Source organism: Coprococcus sp. AM11-30B, assembly GCF_027674365.1.
Lineage (GTDB): Bacteria > Bacillota > Clostridia > Lachnospirales > Lachnospiraceae > Allocoprococcus > Allocoprococcus comes.
On sequence record NZ_JAQDVB010000009.1, the window covers coordinates 103,859 to 124,930 of the forward strand.

Here is a 21,072-nt window from a genome sequence, read left to right on the forward strand (position 1 = left end):
CCACACTTTTAATTATTGTTCCACGGTGTCGGCTCTGACTTTGAATCCCTGATCAGCTCATAGAGTTCATTCAGTTCCTGATCCGTAACCTTCCGGTATTCTCCCGGCTTTAAATTACCAAGTTCGATATTCATGATCCGCACTCTCCGTAGCTCCTTTACCTCGTAGCCAAGTGCCTCACACATCCGGCGGATCTGCCGGTTGAGTCCCTGTGTCAGAATGATCTTAAATTTATATTTTCCAAGCTTTTCTACCTGGCATGGTCTTGTGACAGTATCCAGGATCGGGACACCGCCTGCCATCTCCTTGAGAAATTCATCTGTCACGGGCTTATCAACTGTAACTTTATATTCTTTTTCATGTTTATTTGCCGCACGCATCATCCGGTTGATAATGTCGCCGTTGTTCGTCATCAGAAGCAGCCCTTCCGAATCCTTATCCAGACGTCCTACATAAGTAATCCGTACCGGATAGTTAAGAAAACGTACAATACTGTCTCTCTCCCGTCTCTCCTCAGTACAGACAATTCCACGCGGCTTATTGACCGCAAGCACGATCATCTCTTCCTGTCTGGATACCTGCTTTTTCCCAATCCGGACAACCTGACACGGCTCTACCTTCATTCCGGTCTCTGCACGCACACCGTCAACCGTCACCTGTCCGGCTGCTATCAGTTTGTCCGCTTCCCTTCTGGAACATACACCAGCTTCACTTAAATATTTGTTCAGCCGGACCGGTCCTTTATTTTCCGTGTCCAGAAACTGCTTTTCTATTTTATTTGCCATGTTTTTCTCCTGTTAATTCTCATCCAGTACCCCCGCCAGCATCCGGTCTTCAAAGAATGTATTGGCATTATACAGGAACAGCACATCATCAAACTGTTTATCTGACATCACAGAACTTAATTTACCGGTATAATAACGAGGGTCGATCACAACGATTTCCCGGTAATACGGAGCCAGAAGCGGAAGAAAACAGTTTGCATATGAATCTTTGAACACCAGAAGTCTGCGTTTTTCTGTCTGTGTTGATTGGATATCGATCATTGCATGATTTCCACCGAAGAATACGGAATATTGATCTCTCTCATCCAGTTTGGATGAATCATACATAGAAGCACTCTTTTTCTGTTCTTCCACATAATTGACTGCAACCTGTGGTGCATCCGCACTCTTTGGCAGATAAATATAGATTGGTTCCTTATAATCTGTCTCATATCCACTCTTTGCGGATAACGTTCCGTTAAAAGAATCCGATACCGCATAGGCTTTCATCTTAATTTCTTCACTCTTATCCAGTCCAAGCTGCGTCTTTGCTCCCTGGAATGCATACCATGCACCAAGAGAAGTCCAGTGATGATCCGTGTGATAATAAATTGCTTCATCCTTGTGAGCATCCAGTACTTTTTCTGCATCGATCCAGTCATAAGAATCTCCAAGTTCTGCCTTTACACGGCTGATCTGTCTGCTCTGACTGGCAGTCACCGCAAATGCCGGAAGCTTGTCCTCCATAACATTTGCCGCATTCGGGACCAGCATCATATGCATCTGGATATCCGGATAACGCTCTTTAAAATTCTTCATTGCATCCAGATTCTCTTTCAGATCACTTTCATCTGCCACAGCAACAACTTCCATCAGATAATGATCCTTTCCTTTGAAAACACCACCTTCTTCTGTCCTCCCCGCCACACTGTCCGCAAATGTCTTAATTCTTACCCAGGTATCTCTTCCTGCAAACTGATCCGATACATACTCCTCGTACTGCTCCATAAACCTTCCGGAAGCAATTCCGGAAAGAGAAATTTCCGGTTTCTGCGCCAGCATACGCATTTCTTTTTCTGACATCTGCCTGTCTTTATGCATAAGGTTTACTCCGCAGCTGAGAATAAGGACTCCCAGAAATAAAAACGCACATACTGCCTGGATCTGTTTTTTCCCTCCTGGCAGAAAATACTTTGTTCTGTTTTTTTGTTTATTATTCTTTCTTTCTACCATTGTCTTTCCTTAAAATCTAAAATATAAAAATGGATTGTAACTTTCTGTCACCAGATATGCCACACACAGCACAAACAGTCCTGCCATCAGGCAGCCTGCCAGAACCGTATGCGGTCTTTCTTCATTAAATACCAGCCGCTTTCCGAGCAGATGCATAAACGGTGTACTTCCTATGATCCCTGCCACCCAGAAGAGCCAGTTTCGCATGATCAGGTACAATGCCTGGCTATCCATAAATCCGGTTGCACCCTGTCCGAACATATTGCCGATCCAGGTAAGTGCGCTTCCGAGTGTCGGGCTGAAGAACAGTACCCAGCCGAGCATGACCAGAATCATTGTGTAAAGTGTCTGGACTGCCCCCGGCAGCTTTGCAAGTATTTTTCCTGTAAAATATTTTTCAGTAATGAGGATCACTCCGTAGAAGAGCCCCCATACTACAAAGTTCCAGCTTGCCCCGTGCCAGAGACCGGTCAGGAACCATACAATCAGAAGATTCAGTAAATGCCGCGGAACCGTTACCCTGTTTCCTCCAAGCGGAATATACACATACTCGCGGAACCATGATCCCAGCGAAATATGCCATCTTCTCCAGAACTCGGTAACACTTTTGGAAATATACGGATAATTGAAGTTCTGCATAAACTCAAATCCGAACATCTTTCCAAGTCCGACTGCCATGTCCGAATAACCGCTGAAATCGAAATAAATCTGGAAAGTGTAGGCAAGACATCCAAGCCACGCAGTCACTACTGACATTCCATCCATCGCCGCGATATTTTCATAAATCGAACCAATCGTATTCGCCAAAAGCACCTTCTTTGCCAGTCCCATCACAAAGAACCAGGCACCGTATCCAAACTTCGTCAGTGATTCCTTTCTTTCACGCAGTTGTCTCTCCACATCTGCATACTGTACGATCGGACCTGCGATCAGCTGTGGGAACATTGTAACATAGGTTCCGAAATCAATCAGATTTACCTGTACGTCTACATTTCCCCTATATACATCAATGATGTAAGACAATGTCTGGAAAGTATAGAAAGAAATTCCGATTGGGAGTTCCAGTTTTCTATATGGAATATAGAACGGAAGGATCGCATTTAAATTTGTTACGATAAATCCGTAATATTTGAAAAATCCAAGAATAAACAGGTTTACAACGATCGTAAAGATCAGACTGCGCACCTGCGATTTTCTTCCTGCTTTTAATGCAATGTCCATTCCGCAAAAATAATTGAACAGAATGGAAATCAGCATCAGGAAGATATAGACCGGCTCTCCCCACGCATAAAATATGAGGGAAGCGATCAAAAGTACCACATTTTTTACCTTACGCGGCACCAAATAATATACCAACAGTGTAATTGGCAAAAATGTAAACAAAAATACCAGACTACTAAATAACATAACTTTTTCGTTTCCTTTTATCTACTTCAGGCTCTTTGTAAACGCCTTTTCTACAGTTTCAGCTTTTGGTGAAATAACAAAAAGCACGTATGTACCTTTCGTCTTAATGATCGAAGCATCCAGAAGCTTTACCTGCTCGGCCCCATATCCTTCAAAATTATCGAGCTGTGTCTTTTTTCGCTGTTCTGCGGCTTTCTCAACTGCCTCTGCCTCATTCTCGTCCTTTGTTTTCACCAGAAGGAGCTCGTTGACTCCCATTGTTTCATTCGTATAATACAGTGTTATATCTTCATAATCCTTTGGATTGATCCCATAGAATCTCTTGATCTCCTGGGTTCCGGCAAGTGTCATGTTCTTGTCATCTGCCGCATCCACAACCGCTTTCTGTACATCTGCAAACGGTGTATCGCTGTCTCCCTTAGACTGAAAGATCAGACCGATATAGATAAGCAAAATAATTACCATCCCAGCTCTGATATTACGCAGAACTGTAAATTCCCCTTTTTTCTTTGTCATATTCCGGCCACCTCCGCCATATATTCTGCCCAGATTGGATAATACTCCGCCTTCATATGCTCGCCATCCTGCTCATAATACTCATCTTTTACGATCTCTGTATTATCGATAAATGTAATTCCTTCTTCATCACACATTGCTTTAAGTGCGGTATTATAATCCGGAATCTTGGCATAAACCGGCTCTTCTTCTTCTTTTTGGGCGGAAACAGGAAGAACACAGTTGATGTAGATCACTGCATCCGGCATCTGCTCACGTACATTTGCAAGTACCGCTTTGTACTTTTCAATAAATGCATCTGTATCTCCATCTGTTCCGGAAATATCATTCAGTCCAAGTGCCAGAAAAAGGACTTCCGGCTTTAATTCTGCAGCTGTCTTAATCAGATCACCGGTCTGATCGAGGTGCATTCCCTTTTCCGCTACAACCTTAGAAGTATCAAGCACATCATATACGGTAAAACCGGTTGTGATCGAATCTCCGAGAATCACCGCATGCGCAAATTTTTCGGACAACGGACGGTTCTGCCAGTCCTCTGTCGCCTGTTTTTCTTCTTTTTCAATATTTGAAATTTTGGTCTCCACCTCAGATACATCTGCTTTTTCTAACTTCTTGATTGCTTTTACTCCTGCTGATGTATTCACCTTATCTGTTCCAAGATGCGAAAGACCAATACTTACGATTACCGTCAGTACAACAACCGCTCCTGCAATTTCCATCAGAACTTTTTTTCTTCTTTCTTCTGCCTGATGTTCTTTCTCCATCGTTCTTTTTTTCATGCTATGCATCCTATCTTTTATTAAAATATGAGTTTCATTTTCATTGAATCATGTAATAAATACTCTAACTTATTTATTTTACTTTCTTCTATTATAAAAGTCAAATCTTTAATAATGCCAAAATCACCAAATGTGCAGGGTAAAACACGTAAAAAAAATACTTTTTCACAAGAAAATGTTTCTGTGATTTTTTTCCGTTATAAAATACCAAAACACAGGCTCCCGCTGCCAGTACTGCGATCATTGCCCCTGCTCCTGATGCCAATCCTGCTGCTCCCGGAAGTTCGGCTGTCACCGTAATCCCCAGAACAAGTGCCGCAATAAAAAATACCTTTTTCCGGCGCTTTGGATCCTCTCCTGCCCGGTAAAACCAAAGCGTATACAAGGGAGCCAGAATTGCCCAGTCACAGATACTGCTTACTGCTATAATTCCCAGCACAACCAGACTTTTCTTGCCCGGATCTAATATTTTTTCCTCTGCAATCAGCAGACACAGACACAGAAAAAGTGTAAACATCATATTTAAGGTATACCACGGTGCCAGATGATTCCGCGCAAATGCCAGATAATACGGAAGCTGTGAAATAACAGCAAAAATCAGCAGTCTTCCGGCATATTTTTTTACTGACCTTGTATAGCGGTATCCCTCAACCAGAAACCAGCACATGACCGGTGCCGTAAAATAACCGATATCCTTTAGCACTTCGCAGGCAAAGGTTCCTGGCTGCAGAAATATATTTGCAACATGATTGAGCAACATGGTAAACACTGCAATGTATTTGATCTGATCCCGGTTTAATTCTATTTTCATCTTGTTATCCATCCTTTTTCTTTCCCGTATTGTATCAAATTCTTATGCATATCTCAAGATTTATGCTATACTGATACTATTACACTGATGACAGGAGGAAGTCTATGCTTATTTTTTCTCTGGATACAAAAAAATGCATGAACGCACTTTTACTGCATCCTGCATTTGATTCCTTTTTATTTATTGAAGGAGATATCACAACTTTTAATACCTTTCAATTTAACGGACGACTGAAAAAAGATTTCTTCAGTGCTGAAGAAAAAGAAGCTCTGGATGACCGGGAATATGCTCTCTGGAAGGAACTTCGCGAGTTTTGTCTTTCTCTGATCAAAGGAAAGCGTACTCCGCTGGGATTTCATTTTGTTCTTTCTATGTCAGCACCGAATATTGCACGGCTTCTCGAACAGGAACATCTTTCCTTTGCTCCGGCAGATGTGCAGGGATTGTACCTGAATTTTAAATATGACGGGACAAAACTTAGCTGTACGACAGGAACGTCTATGAACCTGTTCACGCTGGACAAGTCACTGGAGCAGGCATGGGACAAGATGGCGCAGCGGATTTTTGCAAAGTACGAGATTCCGTTTGAGGTTGAGTAAAATTTTGAAAATAGTGGTGAGACAAAGAGCATAAAATACTGTATGCGGTATTTTATGCTCTTTGTCTTTCTACTGTTAATGACCTCGTTGGCAAAATTCTTACACAATGCCTCAACTCGGAATTGCAAGAGGACGGTCGGCGGGTTCCGGAAAATCCGGAACCTTGGACCTGGTTCTGGGTAAATTCAGATATATGTTCCGTTTCTTATACGTGGGTAATGATTGCTGTCAGTAATTCCTGGAATTGCTCAGCCACCCGGTCGGCGGTTTGTTGGACTTCCTGGTGGTTCAGATGTTGTGATGTCATGCCGGCGGCGAGGTTGGTGATACAGGAGATGCCACAGACTTCGATTCCCATGTGGCGCGCAGCGATCGTCTCGCAGGCGGTGCTCATGCCTACGGCATCAGCCCCACAGGTGCGGTACATACGGATTTCTGCCGGGGTCTCATAAGAAGGACCGGTAAGCTGAAGGTATACACCTTCTTTCAGAGGAATGCCGAGTTTTTGGGCTTCTTTTTTTATGATCTGCTGCATCCGCTCACTATAGGCTTCACTCATATCCGGAAAACGGGTTCCAAGTTCTTCGACATTGGCACCGATCAGTGGATTAGGGATTCCACTCATAATCTGGTCTGTGATGAGCATGAGATCGCCCGGATGGAATCCGGTATTGATTCCGCCTGATGCATTGGTAAGAATCAGCTTCTTTGCGCCTAACATTCCCATCAGCCGCACCGGAAGCACCACATCTGTTACCGGATACCCTTCATAATAATGCACACGTCCCTGCATGATCACAACCGGAACTTCTTTTACATAACCAAATACAAATTGTCCTTTATGTCCCACAACTGTCGACACCGGAAAACCTTCAATTTCTGTATATGGAATGATCTGTTCTATCTTGATTTTTGATGCGTATTCGCCAAGACCGGAGCCCAGAATCACTGCCACTTCCGGTTTAAAATTCGTTTTTTGAAGAATGCTTTTCCGGCATATTTCCAGCTTTTCATAAATTTCATTGCTCATACAGAATTCCTCTTTTCTCTTATTCTTCAGAGTCAATCCTCTCTGTTTGTAGTTTCTTTATTTCAGCATTTTGCAAATTTTATCTTTTATAGAATCATCGGCAAATGCAGTATCAATTGCATTTTTCATCATCTGAAGGATTTCTTCGTCCCGGATTCCATAATTTTTCTGAATAAATTCCAGTTCTTTTGTAAGACTGGTGTTACTTACCGTTCGGTTATCTGTGTTGACCGATACTTTTAAGCCTGCATCCAGAAATTCCCGCATCGGATATTCCGCCATGCAGTTTACAGATTTGGTCTGTAAATTGCTGATCGGACACATCTCGATACCAATATCTGCTTTTTTTGCCATTTTCCGGATCTCCTGGTTGCCACGCATCGCGATCCCATGCCCGATCCTTCCAGCTCCCACGTTTATCGAATCTATGACATTCTGTGGATTTCCACATTCTCCGGCATGGAGTGTAAATGGCATTCCCATCTTCTTTGTCTCTGTAAAAATATCCATAAATTCAGACATCGGATACAATGCTTCTGCTCCTGCAAGATCTGCTGCACAAACTCCGGATCCCAGATATTCTCTTGCCGTCTTGATCATCCGCATATTATCCTCAGCGCTGTGATGCCGCATTGCACAGACGATCACACCATACTCGATTCCAAAATCTTTTTTCCCCTGCTCCATTCCGCTGATTACTGCTTCGATCACCTTCCGGCTGTCCATCTTTTTTGTCTCTGACAGAAGTGGAGCAAAACGGATCTCCGCATAACAGACATTTTCTTCGTTCATCTGGGAGAGCAGATCATACGCAGCTCCGGAAAGTCCCTCTTCATCCATAATGCATCTGCCGGGAAGGTCAAATTTTTCCAGATATTCATTCAGACTTGTGCAGTTTTCTGAAACACTGAGTTCTTCAGGTCTTACAGTTCTTCCAAGCCTTTTTTCAATAAATGGTCTGCTAAGAGAACCGTCCAGATGACAGTGAAGCTCAATCTTTGGTAATTCTTTCAAGGTTTCCTGTGTCATTTTTCATTCCTTCTCTTTTTCCTTTTCTTCAAAAATCTTCTTTTGGAGTCTGAGTCCTTTCTCATTCTGTAAGATTGGATGGTCCGAAACCTTTTGGCAACATTTCTTTCAAGGTATAGATATCATAATGCTTTTCATCTACTGCAAGAATGATCTGAAATGTCTCCGGATCGCAGAATTCCATCATGACCTGCCTGCATACTCCGCACGGCGGTGCATACTCTGTCACAACACCGCCCTTTCCCCCTACAATACAGATTGCATCAAATTCTTTTACTCCTTCGCTGACTGCCTTGAAAAATGCGGTACGCTCCGCACAGTTTGTCGGTGTATAAGCCGCATTTTCAATATTGCATCCCGTATATATCCGTCCATTCTTTCCAAGCAGCGCAGCTCCCACTTTAAAGTCAGAATAAGGGGTATAAGAATATGCAAGCTGAGAAAGCGCGATTTCTATCATTTTTTTAATTTGTTCTTTTTTCATTCTCTTTTTTCCTGCTTTTTCTTGCTAAATAAGTTCATTCAGAATCGAATGTCCGATCGTTCCTTCCGGCATTTTTACACCAAAATTATCTGTGACCGTTGCCCCGATCACTGCAAAGGTATTTTCCTCCATAATCACGCCACCCTCATCCATCTTTTTGGAATACGCCAAAAACGGTACATATTCCCGTGTATGATCGGTTCCTGTGTAGGTCGGATCGTTTCCATGATCGGCGGTAATAATAAGAAGATCATCCTCCCGCAGTTCATCCAGCAAAATTCCAAGATTTTTATCAAATCTCTCAATCTCATGTCCGTAGCCAACCGGATCGCGCCGGTGCCCCCACTGTGCATCAAAATCAACCAGATTTACAAAGCACAGTCCGTCAAAATCTTTTTTGCAAATCTCAATGGTCTGCTCCATTCCATGCACGGAGCTGTTGGAATGATACGATTCTGTGATTCCTTCTCCGCAAAAGATATCATGGATCTTTCCGACTGCGATCACATCCTTTCCCGCATCTTTCAGTGCGTCAAGTGCAGTCTTTCCAGTCGGCTCAAGTGCATAATCCCTGCGGTTGCTGGTTCTTTTAAATTCACCTTTTTTCTTTCCTACATACGGTCTTGCAATGACTCGTCCCACGCGCCATTCATCCTTCATCGTGATCTCTCTTGCGATCTCACAACACCGGTACAGATTTGCCAGATCAAATGTCTCTTCATTTCCACAAATCTGCAATACAGAATCCGCAGAGGTATAGACAATCATTACACCTGTTTCAATTTCTTCTTCCCCAAGTTCTTCAATGATCTTTGTTCCGCTCTCACTACGGTTTCCAATCACTTTTTTCCCGCAACGTTTTTCCAGTTCTGCGATCAGTTCCGGTGGAAATCCATGTTCGGTAAAGGTTTTAAATGGTTTTTCTGTATAAATCCCCATCATTTCCCAGTGTCCGGTCATCGTATCTTTTCCGTTACTCGCCTCTTTCAGTCTGGTAATTTTTCCAACCGGATTCTCTATTCCATACATCTTTCCCCCGGTGTGCAGATTCAGCATACCAAGTTTCCGAAGATTTGGGATCTCCAGTGTCCCCATTCTGTCTAAAATATGACCAAATGTATCTACATCCCTGTCACCGAATTGCTCAGAATCAGGCATTGCACCAATTCCAAGCGAATCCAGAACGATCACAAAAATTCGTTTATATATTGTTTCTTTCATTTACCGATCCTCTTTGATTAACTTTCTGATGGCTTCCACTGCCACCTGCACTGCCATATCTGTATCATGTACTACCGGATTTTCAAGTCCCAGTTTTTCTCTTTCCTGATTTGCCATTACAAGGAAACACGCACCCACGCGTACATGAAGCTTTGCTGCCACAATGTAAAGTGCTGCCGTCTCCATCTCTGATGCCAGACATCCCAGTTTCTTCCAGGCTTCCCATTTATTGATCAGTTCATAACCTGCCGGCATCATCTCCGGCTCATGCTGTCCGTAAAATGCATCTTTTGACTGTACCACTCCGGTATAAAATTCACAGTCCTTTTCCTTCGCAGCACTGACCAGTGCGTTCACCACCATAAGGTCTGCCACTGCCGGATATTCGATCGGCGCATATTCTTTGCTAGTCCCTTCCATTCTGACGGCACCCGTAGCAACTACTATATCCCCACTTTTTACTTCCGGCTGTATCCCACCGCAGGTTCCAATCCGTACAAACGTATCAGCTCCACATCTGGCTAATTCTTCCATCGCAATTGCTGCTGATGGCCCCCCGATTCCGGTAGATGTGACACTTACCTTTATGCCGTCTAAAGTTCCTGTATAAGTGATAAATTCCCGGTTATCTGCAATCATTACCGGATCTTCAAAATACTGTGCTATTTTTTTGCAGCGCTTTGGATCTCCCGGGAGAATGACATAACGGCCGACTTCCCCGTTGGCCACCTGAACATGATATTGTCTGCTTATATCCTTTGAATAATTCTTCATCGTATCCACCGCCTCTCTTTTGTTATATTATACTATAAAAGACCAGGAAGTTCACCAACACTTTGTGGAAAGTATTTCCAAATACAGCCAAAAAAGCCTGACCATTCAGACCTTTTCGCATAAGCGAAAACAAGAATCTGAATGATTCAGGCTTTTCCGGGTATCTACAGCAAAATTACTTTGCCAGTTTCATCATAATTTCATTACTGCGTTTTACAAATTCTGTCATCTCTTCCGGGCTGAGTGGCTTGTGTGCCAGCATTGCCAGGTCATATAACTGATGGCAGAACATTTCTGTATTTTCGCCATCTTTATGCTCTACAACATATTCTACCAGCGGATGATTTGCATTCAGGATCAGGGTTGCATTGGTTCCGAACATAGACGGATCCATGCCTGACATTCCATACATCTTCATCATTTCCTGCATACGGCGTGATTCTTCGGAAAGTGTAATCATAGATGCCACATTTTCATCTTTCATCTTTTCCACTTTTACTTCCAGTTTGTCATTGCCAAGTGCTTTGCGGAAGATTTCGACCAGACTGTCAGTTTTTTCTTTGAATGCTTCTTTTTCTTCTTCAGATACATCTTCTTTGAAGTGGTCAGTCAGATCTGCATCGATTCTCTGGAACTTGATATGTTCGTTCTTCTGTTCCATCTGAGTAATAAATGGAGAATCAATATTATGTGACAAGATCACTGCGTCCAGTCCCTCTTTTTTGAACATATTGATATACTGGCTCTGCTGCTGTTCATCTGTTACATAGTAGATTGTTGTCTTCTCTGTTTCTTTCTTTTCTGCTGACTGCTCTGCATTTTCACCCTCGGTCTTTTCCTCCGGTTCTGCTTTTCCGCCATTTTTTTCGATGCATTCTTTGAGTGTCATATACTTGTGATCCAGGTTCTTGAACAGAACATAATCGCTCATCTTCTCGCAGAATTTTTCATCTTTCAGGCAGCCGAATTTGATAAATGGGCTGATGTCATCCCAGTATTTCTCATAGTTTTCTTTATCTGTCTTGCACATTCCTGAAAGCTTGTCAGCAACTTTCTTGGAAATGTATTCGGAGATCTTCTGTACGAATCCATCATTCTGCAGTGCGCTTCGTGATACGTTAAGCGGCAGATCCGGACAATCAATGACTCCTTTTAATACCATCAGGAATTCCGGAATAACTTCTTTGATATTGTCTGCGATAAATACCTGATTGTTGTACAATTTGATGGTTCCTTCAATGGAATCGTATTCGGTATTGATCTTAGGGAAGTACAGGATACCCTTTAAGTTGAATGGATAATCCATGTTCAGATGAATCCAGAACAGCGGTTCTTTGTAATCCATAAATACTTTCCGGTAGAAATCAATATAATCTTCTTTGCTGCATTCGTTTGGATGCTTTGTCCACAGCGGTGCCGGATCACTGATCGATACCGGACGTTTCACGATCTTTGCTTTGTCGGATGCCGGTGAAACTTCAACCATTTCTTTTTCACCGTTCTCATTTTCTTTTTCTTCCATCTTGGCGTCTTCATGGATATGTTCAACAACCGTATCGGTATCCAGGACTTCATCCTCCGGGATCGTCTCATATTCCGGTTCTGCATTTGCTTTGGATACAAAAATCTCTACTGGCATGAATGAACAGTATTTTTCAAGGACTTCGCGGATTCTGTATTCATTTGAAAATTCTACACAATCTTCGTTCAGGAATAAGGTGATTTCAGAACCAACTTCCTCTTTATCCCCTTCTTCCATCTCATACTCTGTACCGCCTTCACTTACCCAGTGTACCGGTTTTGCACCTTCTTTATAAGAAAGGGTATCAATATGAACTTCATCAGCTACCATGAAGGCAGAGTAGAATCCAAGACCAAAGTGTCCGATCATATCGTCCTCTGTTGTCTTATCTTTGTATTTGTTCAGGAATTCGGTTGCTCCTGAAAATGCGATCTGTGTGATATATTCTTCTACTTCATCAGCAGTCATACCAAGACCATTATCGATGAATTTCAAAGTCTTCTCTTCCGGGTTTACAATAACCTGGATCTTTCCTTTATAATCATCCGGAAGTGTATATTCTCCCATCATGTCCAGCTTCTTTAATTTTGTGATCGCGTCGCATCCATTGGAAACAAGCTCTCTTGCGAAAATATCATGATCAGAATATACCCATTTCTTGATAATCGGGAAAATATTTTCGCTGCTGATTGAAAGACTACCTTTTTTTGCTGCCATTTTTATCACTCCTAAATTTCATATTCTATCTTTTTACGGTTTCAAATACCGTATTTTTCTGTCTATGAAATATCTTAATACCCTGATTTCTAAATGTCAATAGAAAATTAGCACTCTTTTGACAAGAGTGCTAATAATTCTGTGAAGAATATAAACTTTCTGTGAAATATATTTTCCGATTCTTTGTGTACCATCTATAAGAAATCTTTGACATACACTTGCAAAAGCTTTTACTCCACGCTCTTCAAAGATTCCACCATATCGATCTTCTTCAGCTTGTAGAACATTACCCAGTTTACAAATAAAGAAAATGCTACAGTAAACAAGAAACTGTACAGATAACTCTGCCAGTGTATCTGACGTCCGAACATCGCCTCTTCCACCTCAACCGTCAGGATGATATACCGGTGAAGCAGATTACCGAGCACCATACCCACAACCGATCCAATGATCGTCAGCAGGATATTCTCTCTGTATACATAAGAGGCAACCTCTCCGTCGTAGAATCCCAGAACCTTCAAGGTTGCAAGCTCTCTCTGACGCTCGGTGATGTTGATATTGTTCAGATTGTACAGTACCACAAATGCCAGCATTCCGGCAGATACGATCAGTACCACGATGACCAGATTCAGGCTTCGCAGCATGTCATCCAGCCTTCCTTCAATACTGCTGGTATAACTTACATTCAGTACTCCATCCATCGACAGAAGCTTTGTTCCGATCTTCTCGATCTGATCATCCTTTCCGTCCTTTACACTGTAGATGATCGTGTTATATTCTGCCGGTACACCATATAATTCCTCGTATTTTTCCGGTGACAGATACAGGTAATGGCTCATATAGTTCTCGCAGATGGCGCCAACCGTCACCGTCTGGTCTCCCTTGTCCTCGTCCTCGATCGTAAGCTCATCTCCCACCTTTACATTCAGAAGGGATGCCATTTTCTCAGTCAGAATCACTTCGTCTTTTTTCAGTGAATAAACCTCGTCCTTATTGGTCCTGCTGTGGAAGCTTAAAAAGTCCTCAATCTTTTCATTATCCGATGGCACCATCAGATAAAGTGTCTTTTTACCGGATGCAGATTTTACATCGGTCTTCTGCATCCGCGCTTCGATCGTCTCTTTTATATCTGCATTCTGATCCAGATAATCATGGAGCTGTTGTCTGTTCTCTTCGGATATGTCGTCACTCATGTAGGTTGCCGCATCATAGAACTGCACCTTCTCATACTGCAGGCTGACGATCTCATAGATACAGTCCTTCAGTCCGAATCCGACTACCATCAGTGCCATACAGCCGCCGATTCCGAAAATGGTCATAAAGAATCGCTTCTTATACCGAATCAGATTCCGCACGGTCGATTTCCATGTAAAATTCAGATGCTTCCAGATAATTCCGATCCGCTCCAGAAGAATCCGCTTCCCCTGCTTCGGTGCTGCCGGACGCATCAGCTCTGCCGGTTCTGCTGCCAGCTCTTTGTAGCAGGATGCGATCGTAGCGATCAGTGTGCAGGCAACTGCGATTCCCGAAGCCTGGAGTGCATAGCTCATATGGTACGGTACCAGGATCGCCGGCAGATGCTTATACAGGATCATATAAGCATAAATAATGATAAACGGCAGGATCTTTTCCCCGGCCAGTACTCCGAAAATACTTCCGCCAAGCGTTGCAATCAGAGCATAACCAATGTATTTCCCTGCAATTGCAGCTTTTCCATAACCGAGTGCCTTCATCGTTCCGATCTGTACACGCTGTTCCTCTACCATTCGTGTCATCGTTGTCAGACTGATCAATGCTGCCACCAAGAAAAAGAGTACCGGGAACACTTTTCCAATAGAACGCATGCGGTCTGCATTATCTCCGTATCCTTGATATTCCGTCAGTGCATCCTCTCTCGTCTGCACATACCACTTCGGATTTTCGATTTTTTTGATCTCAGCCTCTGCGTCTGCAATCTGCTGCTTTGCATCCGTCAGCTGCTTCTCTCCATCTGTAATCTTTGCCTGTCCGTCCGTGATCTGTTCTTCCGCTTCTTTTGCTGCCTGCTCATATTTACTCCGACCATCCGCAAGCTCCTGTTCACCGGATGCAAGTTGTGCTTTACTTGCATTTAAAGTGTCCTCTTTTTCATTCAGAAGTGCCCATGCAGACAAGATCTGTGCTTTTCCGTCCGTAATCTGAGATTTTGTGCGGTCAAGCTGGGATCTGGCTGCTGCGATCTGACTCTTGCCGTCTGTAATCTGCCTGCCTGCACTTAACAGCTCTTCTTCCTGTGCGGCAAGCGTCTGCTCCTGCCCAAGAAGTGCAGCCTCTTTTTTATCCAATTCATCTCGCTGCGCAGTCAGGCTGGTGATCTGGGCATCCAGATCTGCTTCTGTGGTAAAACCTGCCTGTGCTAACAGTCCGCTCTTTGCTGTTTCAAGCTGTGTCTTCTGCGCCTGTATACCGGCAAACTGTGCGTTTAAATTCTCCCACTTATTTACATAAGCCTGCTGTTCTTCGTTTCTGTCTTCTTCTGGAATTTTTACATATTCCTGATATACATCGCTGTCCATTCCGTCCAGCTGCTTCTGCACTTCCGCCATCCCCGAATCGCACTGGCTGATTCCATCTTCAATTCCATCCAGCCCGTCTCTCAGCTGCTTAAGCGGTGCCAGACCTTCGTCCAGCTGTTTCTTCCCATCTGCAATCTGCGTCCTGCCTGCTGCAATCTGCGCTTTTCCAGCCGTAATGAACGGCATATATTTTGCATAATTGCTCAGATACGTCTGCTCTGCTGCCGCAAGCTCCTGTTCTTTCTGATCCAGCTGTGCTTTCCCGGACTCATACTCTGCCTCTGCTGAACTTAGCTGTGCCTGCTTATCATTCAGCTGCGCTTTTGCATCGGCAAGCTGTGTCTCGCCGTCTGCGATCTGCTGCTTTGCATCCGCAAGCTCCGCTTCTCCATCCGTAAGCTGCTGCTTTGCTTTTTCCAGTTCTTCGGCTGCCTTGCTTTTCCCACTCTCCAGCTCTTTTTTCGCATCCTCCAGTTCCTGCGATTTTTCATTCACTGTCTTCTCTGAATCAGCAAGCTTTTCATTTGCCTCATCTACAATTTCCTGTTTGCGGACTGCACAGCGTTCTTCTTCGATTGCACTCACAGCTTCCTTTGCTGCATCCGACAGATTATTGTATTCATCAGTAAATGCCGTTTTCTCTTCTGCACCGCTCACCTTCACATAAGCTTCCGTATAAACATCCATGTCAAAAGAAGCTTTATCCACTACAACAAATCCACTGATCTCTCCGGTTCCGATCGTACTGCTTCCTCTTCCAAATGAAATATACAGCGGACTGTTCCCGATCCCGACAATCTTATATGTATCTGTAACCAGTGAATCCGTCAACGCCTCTCCATCGCCGGAATGGAAAGTTACCGTGTCGCCAACCTTCAGGTCTGTATAGCTCAGAAAATCTTCATCCACCAGACATTCTCCGGCTTTTTCCGGCAGCCTGCCTTCCACAACCGAAACCTGATTAAAATTCTTCTGCATACTCAGCATATGGACAACCTTTTCATTGTCTCCAACCGGGCAAAGCACGTCTTTGCTGTATCCGCCTTCTACAGCTTCAATTCCCGATACCTTTCCAATTGCTTTGATATCCGCTTTGGTAAGTCCCATGGTTCCCATTACCTTCAGATCCATCAGCTCTGAATCATCGAAATACTGATCTGCAGTGATCCGCATACTTGGCTCTGATGCACGGATTCCCGAATAAAATGCGACACCCAATGCTACGATAAAAAAGATTGATACAAACCGTCCCATCGTCTTTTTTATTTCTATTATAAAATCTTTGCGTAAAATATTTTTCTTCATCGGTCTTTACGTCCACCTACCATTCAATCGTCTCTACCGGAACCGGTCTTTCATTCAGCTTCATGCTTCCGACTTTTCCATTCTTCATTTTAATTACACGATCTGCCATCGGCGTGATCGCTGAGTTGTGTGTGATCAGGATCACTGTCATCCCTCGTTCACGGCACATATCCTGTAAAAGCTTTAATATTGCCTTACCGGTATTGTAATCCAGCGCCCCTGTCGGCTCATCACACAAAAGAAGCTTCGGGTTCTTTGCCAGTGCACGCGCAATCGATACCCTCTGCTGCTCCCCACCGGAAAGCTGTGCCGGGAAATTCTTCATACGATCTGCCAGTCCCACTTCCCTAAGAACCATCTCCGCATCCAGCGGATCCTTACAGATCTGCAGTGCCAACTCTACATTTTCAAGCGCCGTCAGGTTCGGAATCAAGTTGTAAAACTGGAATACAAATCCAATATCATCCCTTCTATAGGAAGTAAGCTGCCTCGGCGAATACTTTACAATATTCTTTCCATCGATCCAGACCTCTCCACTTGTTGCCGTATCCATTCCCCCCAGAATGTTAAGCACTGTCGTTTTTCCCGCACCACTTGGACCTACCACAACTGCAAATTCACCTTTTTTTATCTGAAAATCAATTCCATCTGCTGCGGCAATCTCAACTTCACCCATACGGTAAATCTTACGAACATCCCGCATTTCAACAAATTCTTTCATCATCTTTCCCCTTATCTGTAAAATTTTCTGCTTTTTTTAATTTTAACATATTGGAAAAGCAAATCAAATATGAAGTCGTAAGATTATAAAACTTTCACATTTTCCATTTTTCGCACCGTTTTTGGCTATATTGCATAATTTCGCAGTATCATTTTTGTAACATTTGTCTTTTCTGCGAATTTACAGAAGAGCATACACATGGTATTATAATATCAAGTTAAGGATAGCACTTAACGAAACCAAATAAGACGTTTTCAGTATTTTGATACTTTTTATTTTCATTTCTCCTTTAATGAAATTACAGAAAAAGAGCTTACGACATTTCCCCCGATCATATGTCGCAAGCTCTTTTTCCATTATCTGAATCTTTCCGGCATTCACAAACAGTATCCTTCTCTGTTTTTCCCACCCTGCTTCCGGAATATACTTTCAAAAATTACAGTTTTCCATGTAACTTTCTGTAACTTCTTGTTAATTATTAGACATTATATATTTTTACCGTTAAAATTTCCTTTTTTTACATTCTTTTGTCAATCTTGTTTTGCACTTCGTTATTTTGCACAATTTTATTTTAACTTTGCAGTTCTTTTAGTTTTTTTTGCGAATATACAAAACTCCCTGCAAATGCTATTATAAAAACAAGTTAAGGATAACACTTAACCGAACAAAATAAGACGTTTTCAGTATTTTGATACTTTTTATTTTCATTTCTCCTTTAATGAAATTATTGGAAAAAGAGTTTACGACATTTCCCCCGATCATATGTCGTAAGCTCTTTTTCTATTTCAGGATTTTCATATCGGTCTCCTCATGTTCGAAAAATTTTTTATATTGACATTTATAATAAGCATTCATAATTCCTTCTTGAAAACACATTTGTTCTTATACAAAAATCATTTGCACTCATTTTTTTTGCATTTATGCAAGTTTTATTATCAATTTCCAAATTCCAAATAACCTTTTGTATAAAATGATTTTACCCCTGTTATTTTGCACAATTTTATTTTTCAAAGCTTTTTTCTTTTGTTTTTTTTGCGAATATACAAATTCCAAGCCTCTTGGTATTATAATATCAGCTTGAAGATAACAACTAGATAAGAATTCCTCGGTGGGGCGGCATCTTAGTCAGTCACAATTGCCCCACTTGATTAGGAATCAAAACCAAATAAGACGTTTTCAGTATTTTGATACTTTTTTATTTTCATTTCTCCTTTAATGAAATTACAGAAAAAAGAGTTTACGACATTTCCCCCGATCATATGTCGTAAGCTCTTTTTTCATTCTACCCAACTCTTTTTCCATATATATTTTGCAGGATAAAAATCCCACTTTATTCCATCCGCTAACTAAATTATTCAAAACTTCTTTCTTATAAACTTTTACCACGTTTCCAGGCGTCAGCATTCATTTTTCCGCCTCTCTTCTGCAGATCGCTACATGTTCTGTCAAAAGAAAATGGAAATGTCAACACGGCATTTCCATTTTCTTTCAAAGCTATTTTTCTGTCTTTATACATTTTCTTGCAAGAATACAGATCACGATGGTAATGACCATATCCGGGAGTGTATTTCCAAGCGGAATATCCACATTCATCAGAATACGGTAAAGTATAAAACCGATCACCCAGATTACACCATTCATGACATCCAGAGATACTTCCAGGCTGTCCTTTCTCTTCAGAATGAAGAAATCCGCAATCTGGATTGCGATCATCGGCGCGAATACAGAACCGATCAGGTACAGGAAATCGGTAATGTTGTCCATCGGATAAATGATTGCTCCGATCATTCCGATCACAGTTACAACAATTGCTGCATATTTCCCATTGATTTTTGAAAATACTGACTCTGACGAAATTCCTGCTGAGTAAGCATCCAGGAAGGTTGTCGTAACGGTAGAAAATACAATGATCAGAAGTCCTGCTATTCCAAGTCCAGCTTTTACCATGATACTTGCAATATCAGACTCTCCTGTGTAAATTGCAGCGTTCATACCGATCACGTACATCCAACAACTGACAACTCCATAAACAACGGTGCTGACTGCGGTTGCTTTTACCGGTTCTTTTGCTTCTCTTGTATAGTCACTGATCAGTGGCAGCCAGGAAAGTGGCATGGCAACAGAAAGCTCTACTGCTGCACCAAACGTCATGGCATCTCCGCCTGCGCCTGCTACCGATCCGTCACCAAAGATCACTCTGCTGAGTACCAGTGTCAGGATAAATAAAGCAGCCATTGCAACCGTATTGATCTTGCCAAGATTTGTGATTCCGATCACAATCCATAAGATGATCAGTACACCGATCACCAGACACCATACCCATCTGCCGGTATGAAGAACACCATTTGCTGCAAGTGCCCCATCATAAATCATAATCGCTGTCCAGCCAACCAGCTGCAGCACATTCAGGAAGGAAAAGAAGATTCCTCCCTTCTCGCCAAAACTCATTTTTACTGTTTCCATTGCACTTCGTCTGGTCTTTCCACCAATTACTCCGGCAAGGAAAAGCATCATGCATCCTATGATATGACCAATAATAATCGCCAGAACTCCTTTTCCGAATCCAAGCGGCGCAAAGTAAGTACCGGTCAGGATCTCTGCAAGGGACACGCCTGCCCCAAACCAGATCAGTCCATTTTCAAAGATAGAGGTTCTCTTTTCATTCATACTTCTATTCCTCCACTTTGCTTTCTGTATATTCATTTTTAATTGCAAATCCGTGATTCATCGGACCACTGCCTTTGCCAAGATCCAGCATTGCTGCAAGTGCTCCGGAAATATATTTCTTCGCACGTTCTACTGACTCATCCAAATCATATTCTTTTGCAAGATTTGATGCGATCGCACTGGATAAAGTACATCCTGTTCCGTGCGTGTTCGGATTGTCGATCCGCTCTCCGTAGAACCACTTATATCCACCATTTCTCCACAGCAGATCATTGGCATCGTTCAGTTGATGCCCTCCCTTACAAAGAACTGCACAGTGATATTTGGTGCCGATCTCTTCTGCTGCTCTTATCATATCCGCCTGCGACTGGATTTTCATACCTGCAAGCACTTCTGCTTCCGGGATATTCGGAGTCAGAACGGTTGCCATCGGAAGCAGGCAGCTCTTCAGCGCATCAATCGCTTCCTCGCTGATCAGTCTTGCTCCACTTGTTGCTACCATAACCGGATCAACTACAATATTTTTCGCATCATATTCTTTTAATTTGTCTGCGATCTTTGTAATCAGACCACTTGAAGATACCATTCCAATCTTCACTGCATCCGGGTAAATATCCGTGAAAATATTATCCAGCTGTTCTCCTAGGAATTCCGGCGTTACCTCCATAATTCCGGTAACTCCGGTTGTATTCTGTGCAGTAAGAGCCGTAATTGCGCTCATAGCATAGACTCCGTTACTGATCATTGTTTTGATATCTGCCTGGATACCTGCTCCTCCGCTTGAATCGCTTCCTGCAATTGTAAGTGCTGTTCTCATTTAACTCTCTTCCTCTCTTTTTCCATAATTCTAAATATTTTGTAACTGTTCAGAGCCAAGCAAAATTTCATAAAACAGGTGTAAAATGCTTGCATTTTTAAGATTGTTTTTGAAATTTTAT

General features: G+C 42.5%; 18 protein-coding genes. 1 reads left to right on the plus strand and 17 read right to left on the minus strand.

The features are described from left to right. Nucleotides 1-8 precede the first annotated feature (8 nt). The 6 genes from PGU50_RS07820 to PGU50_RS07845 all read right to left on the minus strand — a co-directional run bounded on the left by PGU50_RS07820 (nt 9) and on the right by PGU50_RS07845 (nt 5,510). Nucleotides 9-785, minus strand: coding sequence for a pseudouridine synthase (locus PGU50_RS07820; RefSeq protein WP_270246596.1), 777 nt, complete (start codon nt 783-785; stop codon nt 9-11). A 12-nt stretch (nt 786-797) separates the two neighbouring features. Next, nucleotides 798-1,865, minus strand: coding sequence for a DHHW family protein (locus PGU50_RS07825; protein WP_270246597.1), 1,068 nt, complete (start codon nt 1,863-1,865; stop codon nt 798-800). A 141-nt stretch (nt 1,866-2,006) separates the two neighbouring features. Continuing rightward, nucleotides 2,007-3,404 carry an MBOAT family O-acyltransferase gene (locus PGU50_RS07830; RefSeq protein WP_117835495.1) on the minus strand — a complete coding sequence of 466 codons (1,398 nt, stop codon included), beginning with the start codon at nt 3,402-3,404 and terminating at the stop codon, nt 2,007-2,009. A 21-nt stretch (nt 3,405-3,425) separates the two neighbouring features. Further along, complete coding sequence (locus PGU50_RS07835) at nt 3,426-3,920, minus strand: DUF4358 domain-containing protein (RefSeq protein WP_022220849.1); 495 nt, start codon at nt 3,918-3,920, stop codon at nt 3,426-3,428. Next, nucleotides 3,917-4,699 carry a GDSL-type esterase/lipase family protein gene (locus PGU50_RS07840; protein ID WP_270246598.1) on the minus strand — a complete coding sequence of 261 codons (783 nt, stop codon included), beginning with the start codon at nt 4,697-4,699 and terminating at the stop codon, nt 3,917-3,919. Before PGU50_RS07840 ends, PGU50_RS07835 begins: the two co-directional genes overlap by 4 nt. 100 nt (nt 4,700-4,799) lie before the next feature. Further along, complete coding sequence (locus PGU50_RS07845) at nt 4,800-5,510, minus strand: TraX family protein (protein WP_270246599.1); 711 nt, start codon at nt 5,508-5,510, stop codon at nt 4,800-4,802. A 104-nt stretch (nt 5,511-5,614) separates the two neighbouring features. On the opposite strand from PGU50_RS07845, the gene PGU50_RS07850 reads away from it, so the two are divergent. Further along, a complete protein-coding gene (locus tag PGU50_RS07850; protein ID WP_022220846.1) occupies nt 5,615-6,109 on the plus strand; it encodes a DUF5721 family protein in 495 nt (164 codons plus the stop codon). 205 nt (nt 6,110-6,314) lie between these two features. On the opposite strand, the gene PGU50_RS07855 is transcribed toward PGU50_RS07850, so the two are convergent. The 11 genes from PGU50_RS07855 to thiD form a co-directional block, all read right to left on the minus strand. Further along, complete coding sequence (locus PGU50_RS07855) at nt 6,315-7,139, minus strand: purine-nucleoside phosphorylase (RefSeq protein ID WP_055249118.1); 825 nt, start codon at nt 7,137-7,139, stop codon at nt 6,315-6,317. A gap of 57 nt (nt 7,140-7,196) precedes the next feature. Continuing rightward, entirely contained in the window at nt 7,197-8,168 is a 972-nt protein-coding gene (gene add / locus PGU50_RS07860; protein WP_270246600.1) for an adenosine deaminase, read from the minus strand. Nucleotides 8,169-8,229: 61 nt separating this feature from the next. Next, a complete protein-coding gene (locus PGU50_RS07865) occupies nt 8,230-8,652 on the minus strand; it encodes a cytidine deaminase (protein ID WP_195255819.1) in 423 nt (140 codons plus the stop codon). A gap of 24 nt (nt 8,653-8,676) precedes the next feature. Further along, nucleotides 8,677-9,873 carry a phosphopentomutase gene (locus PGU50_RS07870; RefSeq protein ID WP_270246601.1) on the minus strand — a complete coding sequence of 399 codons (1,197 nt, stop codon included), beginning with the start codon at nt 9,871-9,873 and terminating at the stop codon, nt 8,677-8,679. Then, nucleotides 9,874-10,647 carry a uridine phosphorylase gene (gene udp / locus PGU50_RS07875; RefSeq protein ID WP_270246602.1) on the minus strand — a complete coding sequence of 258 codons (774 nt, stop codon included), beginning with the start codon at nt 10,645-10,647 and terminating at the stop codon, nt 9,874-9,876. A gap of 175 nt (nt 10,648-10,822) precedes the next feature. After that, nucleotides 10,823-12,886 (minus strand): molecular chaperone HtpG, encoded by a 2,064-nt coding sequence (gene htpG / locus PGU50_RS07880; RefSeq protein WP_270246603.1) that lies wholly within the window; start codon nt 12,884-12,886, stop codon nt 10,823-10,825. A 230-nt stretch (nt 12,887-13,116) separates the two neighbouring features. Further along, complete coding sequence (locus tag PGU50_RS07885; RefSeq protein ID WP_270246605.1) at nt 13,117-16,746, minus strand: ABC transporter permease; 3,630 nt, start codon at nt 16,744-16,746, stop codon at nt 13,117-13,119. 16 nt (nt 16,747-16,762) lie between these two features. Further along, nucleotides 16,763-17,467 carry an ABC transporter ATP-binding protein gene (locus PGU50_RS07890; protein ID WP_022220838.1) on the minus strand — a complete coding sequence of 235 codons (705 nt, stop codon included), beginning with the start codon at nt 17,465-17,467 and terminating at the stop codon, nt 16,763-16,765. A 1,221-nt stretch (nt 17,468-18,688) separates the two neighbouring features. Then, complete coding sequence (locus PGU50_RS07895) at nt 18,689-18,871, minus strand: hypothetical protein (RefSeq protein ID WP_270246606.1); 183 nt, start codon at nt 18,869-18,871, stop codon at nt 18,689-18,691. A gap of 90 nt (nt 18,872-18,961) precedes the next feature. Next, nucleotides 18,962-20,134, minus strand: coding sequence for a putative hydroxymethylpyrimidine transporter CytX (gene cytX / locus PGU50_RS07900; protein ID WP_055261412.1), 1,173 nt, complete (start codon nt 20,132-20,134; stop codon nt 18,962-18,964). A 4-nt stretch (nt 20,135-20,138) separates the two neighbouring features. Beyond that, a complete protein-coding gene (thiD, locus tag PGU50_RS07905) occupies nt 20,139-20,951 on the minus strand; it encodes a bifunctional hydroxymethylpyrimidine kinase/phosphomethylpyrimidine kinase (RefSeq protein WP_117824736.1) in 813 nt (270 codons plus the stop codon). Nucleotides 20,952-21,072 lie beyond the last annotated feature (121 nt).

Excerpts from the sequence above, each read along its gene's own strand:
- PGU50_RS07825 (WP_270246597.1), bottom strand. The coding sequence starts at position 1,865 with ATGCATAAAGACAGGCAGATGTCAGAAAAAGAAATGCGTATGCTGGCG.
- PGU50_RS07895 (WP_270246606.1), bottom strand. The coding sequence starts at position 18,871 with ATGCTGACGCCTGGAAACGTGGTAAAAGTTTATAAGAAAGAAGTTTTG.
- PGU50_RS07835 (WP_022220849.1), bottom strand. The coding sequence starts at position 3,920 with ATGACAAAGAAAAAAGGGGAATTTACAGTTCTGCGTAATATCAGAGCT.
- PGU50_RS07830 (WP_117835495.1), bottom strand. The coding sequence starts at position 3,404 with ATGTTATTTAGTAGTCTGGTATTTTTGTTTACATTTTTGCCAATTACA.
- thiD (WP_117824736.1), bottom strand. The coding sequence starts at position 20,951 with ATGAGAACAGCACTTACAATTGCAGGAAGCGATTCAAGCGGAGGAGCA.
- PGU50_RS07845 (WP_270246599.1), bottom strand. The coding sequence starts at position 5,510 with ATGAAAATAGAATTAAACCGGGATCAGATCAAATACATTGCAGTGTTT.
- PGU50_RS07865 (WP_195255819.1), bottom strand. The coding sequence starts at position 8,652 with ATGAAAAAAGAACAAATTAAAAAAATGATAGAAATCGCGCTTTCTCAG.
- PGU50_RS07890 (WP_022220838.1), bottom strand. The coding sequence starts at position 17,467 with ATGAAAGAATTTGTTGAAATGCGGGATGTTCGTAAGATTTACCGTATG.
- PGU50_RS07885 (WP_270246605.1), bottom strand. The coding sequence starts at position 16,746 with ATGAAGAAAAATATTTTACGCAAAGATTTTATAATAGAAATAAAAAAG.
- cytX (WP_055261412.1), bottom strand. The coding sequence starts at position 20,134 with ATGAATGAAAAGAGAACCTCTATCTTTGAAAATGGACTGATCTGGTTT.
- PGU50_RS07820 (WP_270246596.1), bottom strand. The coding sequence starts at position 785 with ATGGCAAATAAAATAGAAAAGCAGTTTCTGGACACGGAAAATAAAGGA.
- PGU50_RS07850 (WP_022220846.1), top strand. The coding sequence starts at position 5,615 with ATGCTTATTTTTTCTCTGGATACAAAAAAATGCATGAACGCACTTTTA.
- PGU50_RS07870 (WP_270246601.1), bottom strand. The coding sequence starts at position 9,873 with ATGAAAGAAACAATATATAAACGAATTTTTGTGATCGTTCTGGATTCG.
- add (WP_270246600.1), bottom strand. The coding sequence starts at position 8,168 with ATGACACAGGAAACCTTGAAAGAATTACCAAAGATTGAGCTTCACTGT.
- PGU50_RS07840 (WP_270246598.1), bottom strand. The coding sequence starts at position 4,699 with ATGAAAAAAAGAACGATGGAGAAAGAACATCAGGCAGAAGAAAGAAGA.
- udp (WP_270246602.1), bottom strand. The coding sequence starts at position 10,647 with ATGAAGAATTATTCAAAGGATATAAGCAGACAATATCATGTTCAGGTG.
- htpG (WP_270246603.1), bottom strand. The coding sequence starts at position 12,886 with ATGGCAGCAAAAAAAGGTAGTCTTTCAATCAGCAGCGAAAATATTTTC.
- PGU50_RS07855 (WP_055249118.1), bottom strand. The coding sequence starts at position 7,139 with ATGAGCAATGAAATTTATGAAAAGCTGGAAATATGCCGGAAAAGCATT.